General features: G+C 54.2%; 13 protein-coding genes and 2 tRNA genes. 10 read left to right on the top strand and 5 right to left on the bottom strand.

Annotated elements, in window-relative coordinates; all coding sequences use genetic code 11:
* Window position 1 precedes the first annotated feature (1 nt).
* Together hpxD and OKF39_RS09075 are read left to right on the top strand one after the other, a co-directional pair.
* Window positions 2–1036, top strand: coding sequence for a molybdenum cofactor-independent xanthine hydroxylase subunit HpxD (gene hpxD / locus OKF39_RS09080; protein ID WP_236299848.1), 1035 nt, complete (start codon window positions 2–4; stop codon window positions 1034–1036).
* A gap of 11 nt (window positions 1037–1047) precedes the next feature.
* Window positions 1048–1983 (top strand): PDR/VanB family oxidoreductase, encoded by a 936-nt coding sequence (locus OKF39_RS09075; RefSeq protein WP_479983802.1) that lies wholly within the window; start codon window positions 1048–1050, stop codon window positions 1981–1983.
* A gap of 44 nt (window positions 1984–2027) precedes the next feature.
* Here OKF39_RS09075 and OKF39_RS09070 read toward each other — a convergent pair.
* A tRNA-Ser gene (locus OKF39_RS09070) sits at window positions 2028–2115 on the bottom strand.
* 279 nt (window positions 2116–2394) lie between these two features.
* Here OKF39_RS09070 and OKF39_RS09065 point away from each other — a divergent pair.
* From OKF39_RS09065 to OKF39_RS09045, 5 genes are all read left to right on the top strand, one after another.
* Window positions 2395–3531 carry a D-alanyl-lipoteichoic acid biosynthesis protein DltD gene (locus OKF39_RS09065; RefSeq protein ID WP_479983801.1) on the top strand — a complete coding sequence of 379 codons (1137 nt, stop codon included), beginning with the start codon at window positions 2395–2397 and terminating at the stop codon, window positions 3529–3531.
* 128 nt (window positions 3532–3659) lie between these two features.
* Window positions 3660–4778, top strand: a complete 1119-nt coding sequence (locus OKF39_RS09060) for an MBOAT family O-acyltransferase (protein WP_045630046.1) — start codon at window positions 3660–3662, stop codon at window positions 4776–4778.
* A complete protein-coding gene (locus tag OKF39_RS09055) occupies window positions 4775–6208 on the top strand; it encodes an AMP-binding protein (protein ID WP_126326533.1) in 1434 nt (477 codons plus the stop codon). Before OKF39_RS09060 ends, OKF39_RS09055 begins: the two co-directional genes overlap by 4 nt.
* Before the next feature lie 17 nt (window positions 6209–6225).
* Window positions 6226–6444 carry an acyl carrier protein gene (locus OKF39_RS09050; RefSeq protein WP_028012621.1) on the top strand — a complete coding sequence of 73 codons (219 nt, stop codon included), beginning with the start codon at window positions 6226–6228 and terminating at the stop codon, window positions 6442–6444.
* 225 nt (window positions 6445–6669) lie between these two features.
* Complete coding sequence (locus OKF39_RS09045) at window positions 6670–7506, top strand: alpha/beta fold hydrolase (RefSeq protein WP_326432719.1); 837 nt, start codon at window positions 6670–6672, stop codon at window positions 7504–7506.
* 67 nt (window positions 7507–7573) lie between these two features.
* Here the strand turns inward: OKF39_RS09045 and OKF39_RS09040 are convergent.
* A tRNA-Ser gene (locus OKF39_RS09040) sits at window positions 7574–7661 on the bottom strand.
* A gap of 144 nt (window positions 7662–7805) precedes the next feature.
* Entirely contained in the window at window positions 7806–9434 is a 1629-nt protein-coding gene (locus OKF39_RS09035; RefSeq protein WP_100170512.1) for an ABC transporter substrate-binding protein, read from the bottom strand.
* Window positions 9435–9703: 269 nt separating this feature from the next.
* On the opposite strand from OKF39_RS09035, the gene yccA reads away from it, so the two are divergent.
* Window positions 9704–10363, top strand: coding sequence for an FtsH protease modulator YccA (gene yccA, locus OKF39_RS09030; RefSeq protein ID WP_013097244.1), 660 nt, complete (start codon window positions 9704–9706; stop codon window positions 10361–10363).
* Between the two features lie 57 nt (window positions 10364–10420).
* Here yccA and OKF39_RS09025 read toward each other — a convergent pair whose 3' ends face one another.
* Together OKF39_RS09025 and OKF39_RS09020 are read right to left on the bottom strand one after the other, a co-directional pair.
* The gene (locus OKF39_RS09025; protein ID WP_047368236.1) at window positions 10421–10897 is read right to left on the bottom strand and encodes a hypothetical protein; all 477 of its coding nucleotides are present in this window, start codon (window positions 10895–10897) and stop codon (window positions 10421–10423) included.
* Window positions 10894–11655, bottom strand: a complete 762-nt coding sequence (locus OKF39_RS09020; protein WP_193359495.1) for a winged helix-turn-helix domain-containing protein — start codon at window positions 11653–11655, stop codon at window positions 10894–10896. Before OKF39_RS09020 ends, OKF39_RS09025 begins: the two co-directional genes overlap by 4 nt.
* 307 nt (window positions 11656–11962) lie before the next feature.
* Between OKF39_RS09020 and OKF39_RS09015 the strand changes: the two genes are divergently transcribed.
* Together OKF39_RS09015 and OKF39_RS09010 are read left to right on the top strand one after the other, a co-directional pair.
* On the top strand, window positions 11963–12706 hold the full coding sequence (locus tag OKF39_RS09015; RefSeq protein ID WP_458817684.1) for a fimbria/pilus periplasmic chaperone: 744 nt from the start codon (window positions 11963–11965) through the stop codon (window positions 12704–12706).
* A 75-nt stretch (window positions 12707–12781) separates the two neighbouring features.
* Window positions 12782–13288 (top strand): CS1 type fimbrial major subunit, encoded by a 507-nt coding sequence (locus OKF39_RS09010; RefSeq protein ID WP_028012615.1) that lies wholly within the window; start codon window positions 12782–12784, stop codon window positions 13286–13288.
* Window positions 13289–13313: the final 25 nt, after the last annotated feature.

The following is a 13313-nucleotide window of genomic DNA, read 5'->3' as shown; positions in this document are numbered from 1 at the left end:
GATGAAAAGAGAACCGACACCACCCGCCCACTGCACGTTTGAGCCAGAGGACTGGCTGCGCCTGGCGAAATGCTGGCATCCGGTTGCGCGCGCCTGCGACGTCGGCCCGGCCCCCGTCAAGGCCACCCTGCTGGATGAAAAGCTGGTGATTTACCGAATTAACGACCAGGTCGTGGTTGCCCGGGACGTGTGTCCGCACCGCGGCGTGCCGCTGACGCTCGGCTTTCACGACGAGCACGGGATTATCTGCCCCTACCACGGCTTACGCTTTGGTGAAGACGGGCGCTGCAACCGCATTCCGTCCAGCCCCGACCAGCCCGTTCCGGCGAAGCTGAACCTGATTAACTACGCGGTGGAAGAGCGCTTCGGCCTGATCTGGACCTGCCTGGCGTTTGACCCGGACAATCCCGTGCCGCTGCCCACCATGCCGCACTGGAGCGACGACGGATTTCAGCAGATCAACTGCCCGGCGTTTGAGGTGAACGGCTTCGCCGGGCGCCAGGTGGAAGGGTTTCTGGATGTTGCCCACTTTGCGTGGATCCATACCGATACCTTTGCCGATCCCAATAATCAGCTTGTCCCTAGCTATCAGCCGCAGGAGACGCCCTTCGGTTTCGTGGCCGATTACTGGAGTTCCGTGAGCAACTATCCCGCCAGTTCACCCGTGCAGGCGCCAGAAGGGTTCCAGTGGCTGCGCCATTTTGAAATGCATCTGCCGTTTACCGCCACCCTGACGATTCATTTTCCGGGTGAATCGCGGCTGGTGATTATGAACGCCGCCTCGCCCGTCTCGTCACGGGTGACCCGCATGTTCGCGCCCATCGCGCGCAACTTTGATCTGCATATTCCGGTGGAGGACGTGCATGCCTTTAACCTGCGCATTTTTGAAGAGGATCGCCTGATGGTCGAAACCCAGCGCCCGGAAAGTCTGCCGCTGGATCTCACTCTGGAAGCCCATATTCCGGCAGATAAGAGTTCGATTGCCTACCGCCGTGGACTGAAAAAAATGGGCTTTGGCGAATTTTTCCTGGTATGACGGAGGCCAATATGCTGAACGTGATCGTTGACGGGCTGTGGCGCGAGGGGGATAAAAGCCTCGCCGTCAGGCTGGTGGCCGAAAACGGCGACGCGCTACCGGCGTGGCAACCCGGCGCGCACATTGATGTCCACCTGCCCTGCGGCGTGGTCCGCCAGTACTCTCTGACCGGGGCATGTGGCGACGAGAGCTATCTTATCTGCGTGGGGCGAGAAGCCGCCTCGCGCGGCGGGTCGCGCTACGTTCACGAAATGCTGCGTCCGGGACAGAGGCTTTCGATCTCGACCCCGCGCAATCTGTTTCCGCTGCATCAGGCTGAGCGGGTACTGCTGCTGGCGGCAGGGATTGGCATTACGCCGCTGTATGCGATGGCATTGCAGCTGAAAGCGACCGGAACGCCGTTTACGCTGCACTATTACGTCAGAAACCGGGAAAGCGCGGCGTTTGCGCGCGAGCTCTCGCTGTGCGGTGACTGCATTATTCATACCACCACCCCACGAACCACGCTGGCAGAGCATTTCCCCGCACCTGAAGCGGGGCTGCACGCGTGGGTGTGCGGACCTGCGGGGTTTATGGAGAAAGCGCGCGATGTGGCGGCGGCGAAGGGATGGAATGACGCCCATATCCACAGCGAGGCGTTTCAGCCCGCTCCCCCTGTCACAAGCGGCGTCGCAGGTGAGATCTTTACGGTCAAACTTGCCTCTACCGGCGAGCGCTGGCCGGTGCCTGCGGATAAGACCATCGCTCAGGTATTACAGGAAAACGGCGTGGACGTGCCGCTGTCCTGCGAAATGGGGATCTGCGGCGCCTGCCTGACGCCGGTGATTGACGGCGTGGTGGAACACAGGGATAGCGTGCAGTCGGAGGCAGAAAAAAGTGCGGCTGACCAGCAGGTGGCGCTCTGCTGTTCGCGGAGTCACTCCGGGGAGCTGGTGATTGCGCTGTAAAACGAAAAAACCCTGCGATATTGCTATCGCAGGGTTTTCGAATTTGGCGGAAGCGTAGAGATTCGAACTCTAGAACCCTTTCGGGTCGCCGGTTTTCAAGACCGGTGCCTTCAACCGCTCGGCCACGCTTCCAAAGTGAGGCGCACTATAAACATCTATTAGCGCCTTGTAAAGCAGGAATTTTTCTATTTTTGCCTGCAGGCGTTTGACTGCGCAAAAAGTCACCCGGACGCTTTCCTGCCCTCCCCCCTTCCCCCCTTGTACATACCGTTACACAGCAACGCTCATCCTTTTAAATCACCGTGGTATAGAATGCCAAAAAAAATAGACGGCCATGTGTTTTGTAATGGTAATAAATCCGGGTAATGCGGGTTTTAACGCATTACTGTCATAGCGCCTTACTGGTTGATGATGAAAATCAAAAATACGTTTTGCTTACATATCCTGATGGCCGTTTTGGCCATTTTAGTCCTGAGTTTTCACCCGCTGGTGACAAGCTTTGATCCGCCGCTTAAATTCCAGCCGCTGATGAAGTCTATGGCAGGGACGACAAAAGAACAGGCGGAAAAAATAGCCACAATTTCCCATGCTTTAGAAGGGAATGCTATTTTCTTCCTTGGTGCGTCTGAGGTCGCCACCTCAGAAGAGGAACATTACGCCGTATTTAATTATTTTAATAAGCAATTGCACCAGCCCGTCGTGGCCTATGGCGATGCGTTTGTCGATGACGAAACGCAATTTTTACTTCTCTCGCGTTTTAAAGATAGCCTTAACGCAAACAGCAAAGTGGTGCTGCTTCTGGCGCCTGACGGCTTTTATTCAAAAGGCCTGCCGCCCGCTATCTATGCGGATAATTTTCCGGGCTCGATTTTTAATCCCCTGATGAAGGATCCGCAGGCGCGCCCGTTCCTGGTTAATTACCTGAAGCATATTGATGCGAAAGAGATAAGCCATTTAACCTTCGGGCAAATGCGTGTGTATGGCTGGCATCCGGCGCTGATGTGGGACGAGCTGAGTTTTCAGTTTGCAAACTTCTGCACCCTGATTAAAAACGACTGGCTGTCGCTGCTCAACATCAGGCCACAGACGGCGCAGCCCTGGCCTCAGCAGCCAACCGCCCGTCTTTCCCCTGACTGGGATAAAGCGCTGGCGAATGCCCGCGAGTTGAATAAAAAGCGCCATCAGAGCGCGGCCACGCTGTGGATGGACAAAACGATTTACGACGAGGACGGTAAGCCGCAGCAGTGGGATGACACGCCGGTGGTGCCGGGGCAGTTCGCCGCGTTCAGGAAAACCGTTCAGCTTTTGAAAGCGCATCACGTGCAGGTGATTGCTATCGTCGACCCGGTTAACCCCTGGGCGCTTTACAATACCGACACCTTCCGCCCGTTCGATAAGCAGATTCAAACCATTCTGAAAGAGAACCAGATCCCGTATTTGGATATGTACGCCATGCCGTATCAGAACGGCTGGAACTGGGATCGTCTGCACCCTACCGAACTGGCCTGGGTGCCAATGCTTCGCTTTATTGCACAGAGTTTTAAATAATGAAAATCGCGATCCGTCTTTTTTGCCTTTATTTACTGCTGGCGATCACCGTCGTTGCATGGACCGCTGTCGATGACAGCATGAGTATGCAGCTGCATTTTGAATATCAAAAATTCTGAGGCGAAATGATGTACAGCTCAGGAATGTTTTTTGTCTGTTTATTTTCATCCGCGCTGGCGTTTGCAATGGTTAATCGTGTTTTACGCCACCGTCTGACCTGGCTAGTTTCCTTATCCGTGGTGACAGCATTAGGCTGGGGTTATATTTTTCAGGGCAATTACAGTGTTCCCGTGGCCGTCTTTTGCTGGTTTTATCTTGTCGCCACGTTAAAAGAAAAAGGCAGATTAAAAACCTGGCAGGCGGTCGTTTTAACGCTGCTGCCCCTGGTTCTGGTGAAATTACATTTTAATTATCACCTAGGCACAATCGGTCTCTCTTTTATGACCTTCCGCGCTGTGGATGTACTGCTGTATCGCAGTAAAAAAGAGGGCCAGAATTTCCTGCACTATTTCTGCTATCTCTTTATGCCCTTTATTATTCTGGCCGGCCCGATGTATCGCTGGCGGACATGGATGAGCGATGTGAATAAGCCGGCATTTGTCCTGAACCGCGAGCAGTTTTTAACGGCGCTTGAGCAAATTATTACCGGCATCATTCAGAAGTTCCTGTTTGCCATGCTGATCGATTCGCTCGTCGTGCAGCCCTGGAGCCATAAGCCGTTTACCCTGACCGTGGGCGTGGTGATGTCGATTGCCTACAGCGCCTATCTGTACTTTGATTTCGCGGGCTACAGCAATATGGCCATCGGCGCGGGTCGGCTGTTTGGGCTGAATATTCCGGCAAACTTCAACATGCCGCTTCTTGCAAAGAACCCGCAGGATTTCTGGCGCCGCTTCCACATCAGCCTGTCCGAATGGCTGCGCGACGTGGTCTTTATGCCCGTCTATATGAACCTGATGAAGTTTAACTTTTTCCGCCAGAACAAAACGCTGGCGCAAAATATCGGTATTTTTTGCACCCTGTTCTGCATGGGGGCGTGGAATGGCCTGGAACGCCATTACGTCATCAGCGGCGCGCTGTTTGGCGCGATTTCCGTCGCGCACAACATGCTGCTGTGGTCAGCCAAACGCAGCCCAACGTTACACCGCGGATTGCAGTATCCGGCCGTTGCGTTTTTGGGACGAATTCTGACGCTGGGAAGCGCCGCAGGATCCCTTTACATCTTCAGTGGAATGTCACCTCTATGAAAAATCACTCCGATCTTCAGGAACTGCAGGATTTCTTGCGTGCAGCACTGCGCGATCCCGCCTCCCCGCAGCAGCTGGCCATCAGCGGCAGCGACGAAACCTTAAGCTGGCTCCAGCTTTCCTCTGCCGTGACGGACTGGGCAGAGCGTTATCGACGCTGCCAGCCCGCAGACGGTACGCCGATCGTGCTGTACGGCCATCAGCAGGCCGAGTTCGCCGTGGCAATCTATAGCTGCCTGCTGCACAACATTCCGTACATCCCGGTGGACTGCATCTACCCGCAGGAGCGGCTTCGAGAGATCTGCAACCTGACCGGCGCCCCTTACTACTACGACGTGGCGACGCGGCAGTTCATCGCCACCGGCGAGGCGGGCAAGGTGCTGGAGGAGCAGGATCTGGCCTATATCATGTTTACCTCAGGCAGCACCGGAAAACCGAAAGGCGTGCAGATTGGACGTGAAAGCGTATGGCACTTCATGAAGTGGGTCAGCCAGGACTTTTCGCTGCCGGAAAAACCGGTGCTGATGAACCACGCGGTGTTCAGCTTTGACCTCTCCCTGATCCCTCTGCTGGCGAACCTGGCGATGGGAGGCCACATCGTGCTGAATGCCAAAGAGGATATCCAGAAAGAGAACTGGCTCGAGCGTCTGCAAAGCAACGCGGTCTCCGCCTGGGTTTCCACCCCCTCTTTTGCCTACCAGCAACTGCTTTCTCCGCACTTTAACAGCGAGTATTTGCCTGCACTCAACGTCTTTATCTTCATTGGTGAAGTGCTCAATAAAGCGCTGGTGAAACAGCTCCGCCGCCGTTTCCCGCAGGCCAAAATCATCAACTCCTATGGCCCAACGGAAGCGACCATTGCGACAACCGTGGTTGAGATCACGGATGAGATCCTTAACAGCGACAGCGCGGTGCTGCCGGTGGGCGTGATGATGCCGGACAGCAGAATGGAAATTTCCGCCGAGGGCGAGCTGATTATCTGGGGCAAAAACGTCATGCGCGGCTACCTCGGCCTGCCGCAGGAGAACGCGGCTAAACTGCTGCGTCGGGAAAATGATGCGTTCCGCGGCTACCGGACCGGCGATCTGGGTTATGAAGACGGGCTCATCTACTGCCAGGGCCGCAACGACAGCCAGGTCAAGCTGAATGGCTACCGCATCGAGATCGGCGAGATTGAAAACCGCCTGCTGGCCATGTCCGGCATCAGCGAAGCGGTGGTGATGCCGCTGATGAAACCCTGCGGCAGCGTGCTGCGCATCGCCGCGTTCTGCGTGACGGAGCTGGCACCGGATGCAATCAAAACCTCGCTGGCAAACGTGGTGCCCCACTACATGGTGCCTTCACAAATTATCGTAAAAGACGCTTTGCCGCTAAATCCTAACGGCAAAATTGACCGCAAGCTGCTGGACGCTTACGCCCGCACACATTAATTATCCCAGGAAAAATGATGGAACACGATATTCTCGCCCTGTTTGAAAAAGTGTTATCCCGCAAGGTTGGCTTTCACGATGAGCTGATTGAATCCGACATTCTCGACTCCATTCTGGCAGTCGACATGGTGCTGGAGGTGCAGGACGTTTACGGCTGTATGATCCCGCCTACCGACGTGGCGACGGTGCTGAAAACCCCGGCCGATCTCGCCCGTTATATTGAAGAGAACCGTTAACGCCCCCTCCTCTGATGGCTCTGGGACTCACTCCAGAGCCCATCATTCGCTTTCCCCTTCTGGATACCATTCACACGAATGAAACCCACCGGTTTTACTATTTCTCCTACACTTTAGGGGTACTGTCGGTACGGGAAACAAAACAAGCCAACATCATGAAGACAATAATGGTTCGCTCTGCGCTCAGCCAGCGATCGTTGCGTCTTTAACAGAGGAGTCTGCGGTATGGCATTCGTAACAACGAAAGACGGCGTCAATATTTACTACAAAGACTGGGGTCCGAAAGAGGCTCAGCCCATTGTTTTCCATCACGGCTGGCCATTGAGTGCCGATGACTGGGATAACCAGATGCTCTTCTTCCTTGCGGAAGGCTATCGCGTTATCGCAATCGACCGCCGTGGTCACGGGCGTTCGGACCAGGTCAGCGAAGGGCACGATATGGATCATTATGCGGCTGACGTGTCGGCCGTGGTTGAAAGCCTGGATCTGCACAATGCGGTGCACGTCGGCCACTCTACCGGCGGTGGCCAGGTGGCCCGCTATGTTGCGAAGTACGGCCAGCCGCAGGGGCGCGTTGCCAAAGCGGTGCTCGTGAGCGCCGTTCCACCGTTAATGGTGAAAACAGAAAACAACCCTGGCGGGACACCTGTAGAGGTTTTCGACGGCTTTCGTAAAGCGCTGGCCGCGAATCGCGCCCAGTTTTACCTCGACGTCGCCAGCGGTCCTTTTTATGGGTTTAACCGGGCGGGGGCCGAAGTTTCACAGGGCACCATTCAGAACTGGTGGCGTCAGGGCATGATCGGCAGCGCCAGGGCACACTACGAGGGGATTAAGGCGTTTTCAGAAACCGACCAGACGGAAGATTTAAAAACCATCACGGTTCCCGTTCTGGTGATGCAGGGGGATGACGATCAGGTCGTGCCTTATAAGAATGCCGCCCTTCTGCAGGACCAGCTGCTGGCGAATAGCGTGCTGAAAATCTATCCGGGCTTCCCGCACGGGATGCATACCACCCACGCGGATACCATTAACGCGGATATTCTGGCCTTTATCCGCTCATAGACGTCAGGTTTTCAGATACGCGCAAAAAGAAAAACCCCAGCTTAACGAGTAAGCTGGGGTTTATATCTGGCGGAAGCGCAGAGATTCGAACTCTGGAACCCTTTCGGGTCGCCGGTTTTCAAGACCGGTGCCTTCAACCGCTCGGCCACACTTCCTGATTGAGGCGAACTATAAACACCTCACCGCATGCTGTAAAGAGTGGCTGCAATCGTTCGCTTTAAAATTAGCCAAAATGTGCTTAATCGGTTGAACTGACAACACATCGGCGATTTTCTCAGCATAAAATCCAGCCCTCTCGCTTAGTGCTTTTTGATGTACATATCTTTTGTGAAATAGTACCCCAGCTTATCCGGCGTAAAGCCGCCCACCCACGGTTTCACCAGGTGCGTACGGACGTAGTGATAAATCGGAATGGCAGGCACATCACGCCCAAGCAGATCCTCTGCCTGCTGGTAGAATTTACCCCGCTCTGCCGGCGTTTTGGCCTTTGCGGCGTTGATCAAGGCTTGATCGTAGTCCGGGTTGCTGTACTGGCTGGTGTTTTCACTGTCGCCGGTACGGAAGTTGTTCAGGAAGGTCGCCGCGTCGTCGTAGTCGGCAATCCAGGCGTAGCGCACCGCGTCAAAGTTGTGGGTGTGCATGGTATCCAGCATGGTTTTCCACTCCTGATTTTGCAGCTTCGCGTCTACGCCGAGGTTTTTCTTCCACATAGAGCTGGCCGCAATCGCGATGCGCTGGTGCGATTCAGAGGTGTTATAGAGCAGGTTGAAGCTCAGAGGATGGCTTTCGTTATACCCGGCCTCGTTGAGCAGTTTTTTCGCCTCAGCAATACGCTTGTCCAGCGGCCAGCTGGCGTAATCCGGATTCTGCAGCTTGACCCCGCCGATGTCCGGCTGGCTAATCAGCCACGCCGGGCGCTGCCCCTGCCCCATCACCTTCTCAGCGATGATGTCTTTATCCAGCGCCATGTTCAGCGCCTTGCGCACGCGGGCATCGTTGAACGGCGGACGGGTGGTGTTGAATTCGTAATAATAGGTCGCCAGCTGCGGGGAGACGTCCAGCTGGCTGCCCAGCGTTTTCTTCAGCTGAGCAAACTGGTTAATGGGTACCGTATAAACAATATCAATTTCGCCCGCTTTATAGCGGTTCACATCCGAGGCCTCGGAGGTGATCGGCAGATAGGTGACTTTGTTAATAACGGTATGCGCGTTATCCCAGTAGCGCGGGTTACGCTCCGCCACAATGCGTTCGTTGACCACCCACTGGGACAGCTTATACGCTCCGCTGCTGACGAAATGCTCCGGTTTGGTCCACTTTTCGCCGAAACGGCCAATCAGCACTTTATCCACCGGCACCAGCGACGGGTGCGCCAGCATCGCCAGGAACGCCGCGTTGGGCTGGGTGAGCGTCACTTCCAGCGTGGTATCGTTAATTGCTTTTACGCCCAGCGTGTCGGGGGATTTTTTCCCCTGAGCGATATCGGCCGCGTTGACGATATGCATGTTGCCGGGATAGCTGGCGTACGGTGAAACGGTTTTTGGATCAACCAGGCGCTGCCAGCTCCAGACCACATCCTCTGCGGTAATGGCCGTCCCGTCGCTCCAGGTGATGCCCGGACGTAAGTGGAACGTCCAGACGGTGTTGTCCTTGTTCTCCCATTTTTCAGCCAGCCGGGGTTGGATTTCTCCTGACGGGGAGACGCTCACCAGCCCTTCGAATAAATCGCTGATAATATTGAATTCGACATCGCTTTCGACTTTGTGCGGGTCGAGCGAGGCCGGTTCGCTGCCATTGTTTCTGACCAGTTCCTGTTTTTCGGCCAGCGCTGTTCCTGCTGGCACGTTAGCCGCCCAGGTCGCCGTGCTGGCGCACAGGATCCCGGCGGTGAGTAAAGAGAGCGTAAAGCGCGTGCGTGTTTGTGGTTTCATTTCCTTCGCCTTATTGTCTGTTTTATGACGATCCGGAGATAACTCTTAGCGCCCGAAAGGCAATAACGCAATATTTTTCAGTAACCTATAAGAGGTTGATCTGGTAAATACTTTTAAACCGCCGTTCATACTGGTTACACATGCTTTTGCAGAAGAAATGACCACCTTCAGCGCTAACGTGCTGAGTAAAGATGGGTAAAACCACTTTGAGACTGGCGCGCCGTTTCCTATTCTTTCCGTTAATTACATCTGTCATAAGAGAGTGACTCATGGATCGTATAATTACTTCCTCACGCGACCGCACATCGCTACTCAGCACCCACAAGGTGCTGCGCAATACCTATTTCATGCTCAGCCTGACGCTGGCGTTTTCAGCGATCACCGCTACCGCCAGTACCGTGCTGATGCTGCCGTCTCCGGGCCTGATCCTGACGCTGGTGGGGATGTACGGTCTGATGTTCCTGACCTACAAAACCGCTGATAAACCGGTCGGTATTCTTTCCGCGTTCGCCTTCACCGGCTTCCTGGGGTATATCCTGGGGCCGATCCTGAACGCGTACCTGTCTGCCGGTATGGGTGACGTGATTGGCATGGCGCTGGGCGGTACCGCGCTGGTGTTCTTCTGCTGCTCGGCCTACGTGCTGACCACGCGCAAGGATATGTCCTTCCTCGGCGGTATGCTGATGGCGGGTATCGTGGTGGTGCTGATTGGTATGGTGGCAAATATCTTCCTGCAGCTGCCTGCCCTGCACCTGGCGATTAGCGCGGTGTTTATCCTGCTGTCATCCGGCGCGATCCTGTATGAAACCAGCAACATCATTCACGGCGGTGAGACCAACTACATCCGCGCGACCGTGAGCCTCTATGTGTCGCTGTACAACATCTTCGTCAGCCTGCTGAGCATCCTGGGCTTCGCCAGCCGCGATTAAGCAGACCTGCTGAAACAAAAAGGAGAATGCCTCAGGCATTCTCCTTTTTTTTATGCCCTAGTCACCGCGGCAAATATAGGTGGGATAGAGCCGGTCCTGTATGAGCCACACGGCGGGCGCAAGCTCAGAGATCGTCAGGTAATAGCGGGCTGTCGGCCTCGCAAAGCCTCCCCACTTTTCGTCCGGGGTATTGTCATTATGCCGACGCCAGGTTTTGGTGTAGCTCAACACGATAACGTTATCATCATCCCGTCGCGACCAGGTAAAATCCACATCCCTGTCAACGATCATGCCCCGGCCTTCAGCCATAGCTGCACCTTTGTACGTTGTTAAGCCGGTGCCGTCACGATGAAAATAGAACTGGGCCACGGTATTGACCCGGACCTCATTCGCTTTTCCCTCGTTACGCGTAAAGTTAAATTCCGTACTGCAGGCCAGCGCATCACGCTTATATATGCCCCCGGAATAAATAAAGAGCGCCAGCGCGCCGCCAGCAAGCGCCCCACCCGCAGCAAACAGAAGCCTCATTTTCATTTTTCTGCCCCGCTTTTATAGCGAATGGTTTTGCACAGGCTCGTTTTATTGACCGGGCATGCACCAATGAACACTTCATCCGCAACTGCAAGGTTAAAGCGGGCGCTGAAATAGTAGATATTGTACGCTTCGCGCGCGCACGCCACGTTATTCGCCTCCAGCAGCCCCGCCAATTTCGAGAGCACCAGCGGCCGGCCATGATCGTTAATAAGCCAGATGCTACAGCCCGCTATTTTCTGCGCGACGGGCTTTGGCGTCATCGGTATAGCGATCTTCTGCTGCTGGTTAAACAGCAGGCCTAACCCCAGTGCTGATGCTAACAATGCCGCTGCCGAGGCGCCCCATTTAAGGGAAATACGCTGACGTTTTGCCTCTGGCGGCACGACGGAAGAGATCGGCTGTGCTTCAGCGGGTTGAACAATTTGCGCAGGCTGGCAAATCACATCGGCAACAAAACGGAATCCATACCGGGGTATCGTCACAATGAAATTATGATGTTCCCCAAGAGACTGGAAGCTTTTGCGTAATTCACTGACCGCTTTGTTGAGGTTATTTCCAGACGGCGTAAAGCCATACTCCTCCCAGACGCGCGTAATTAATTCCTCCCGACTCAGATCGTGCCCTTTATGACGAATAAACTCCTGTAAAAGGCGAACGGCTGGCGCCGAGAGCGTTAATACAGACTCCGGTTGACCAACAAGACTAATTGCATGTGCTTCAGGATCAAATAACAACGAATTATTGCATATAAAAAACATATTTCACTCTCAGCTATTACCGCAGGCTTTTTTATCCCTGTGACATCGGCAAGAAAATCGCTTCCTGAGCTGGTTCTTTTTTCATCAACAGGAATTTTCTTCCCATCCTGGGTAGCGGCATTTTCTTTTAACTATACAACTTTAAGCCCAGCAAATCAGGATAAATCACTGTATATCAGCGGTTAACTAATACAAATTTTCACAACCTGCTGTTCTGGTTAAAGTTTCCCTGCCCTGAAGCGATACGAAAGCAGACGGTGTCCTGGTGTTAAAAACCGCACAAGAACTCAGAGCAGGCAGGCTGAATGTGAAACAGAAACAAAAAGTGAATATGAGAACCGCGTTTTATGTCGCCGCGCTGTCGCTGTCATTTTTCTCAGAAATGACAAGGGCCAATATGAGCGTCTATCCAATGGAACTTAACGTGGATAGCGCCGGCGCAGCGCAAATAAAAGTGGCATCGAAAACGGATGATATTCAGTTCATTCGGGTGAGGCAAAAGAAAATTCTTAACCCCGGAACGGCCCAGGAAAAAGAGATTGACGTTGCTTCGTGGAAAGAAGGCGGCGTCGTGGTGACGCCCGATAAATTTGCCCTGGCGGCAGGCGCAATGCGCGTGGTGCGCCTTGTTTCACTGACGCCGCCGGAAAAAGAGACCACCTGGCGAGTCTATTTTGAAGGGGTGAAACAGCCGGACAGCATTATTCCCGGCCAGCCCGAAAGCACGGCAGCGACGGCAAAGCTTGGGGTCAATGTTATCTGGGGGGCGCTGGTACATCTGGCCCCTGCCACGGAGCGCGTTTCGCTGCATATCGATCCCGCACGGGGGACCGTCACCAACGCCGGCACCCTGCGCGTGCCGCTCAGGGAGATCGGTATTTGTCAGTCAGACGACGTCTGTAAATGGATTAAAGAAGACGCCACGATTTATCCGGATACCGAGCGGAAATTAAAAACGCTTAATCAGGTAAACGGCAAGAAATACAAATTCCGCTACTTCAACTGGGTGAAAAAAACCGCTGAAGAAGCTGACTTACCCGTCGTGCAATAACACGACGTCACTGTAAAAACCCTTGTGGTTTGTTTAAAGAGCCAGGGTGCTCATTTGTAAAATATGGAGATATCAATGCGTAAATTTATTAAACCTCTGATGATCGTTGCCGCGATGACCACATCTGCCAGCGCGCTGGCGATTCAGAAAGATATTACCGTCAACGCCAGCGTTGATTCACAGCTGGATATGACCCAGGCCGATAACACGCCGCTGCCAGCCAGCATCGACATGCAGTATCTGCCGGGTCGGGGCCTGGAAAGCTACCGCCTGAACACCAAGGTATGGTCCAACTCCGCTACCAGTAACGTCAAAGTACGCCTCGTTAGCGCAGCTAAGCTCACCAACACGGATGGGGATCAGATTGTACCGATGACGGTTCTTCTGGGTGATAAAACCCTGTCCACCACCGATGCCGAATTTACCGGAACCGAACTTTTCCCGGGCAGCATTGAAAACGGTTCTGCGGTTCTGCCTCTGACCATTTCCCAGACCACCAAAGGCATTCTGAAAACCGGCCAGTACAGCGGCGTTGTAAGCCTGATGCTGACTCAGGCGACCACCACGGAAGGCGGTGCGTAACACCATAGCACCTAAGGAATAACGT

It is taken from the genome of Enterobacter cloacae complex sp. HYC042_NIDB (assembly GCF_056673315.1).
The sequence above is the reverse complement of the archived record's forward strand: the minus strand, read 5'-3'. Positions and strand labels throughout refer to the sequence as shown.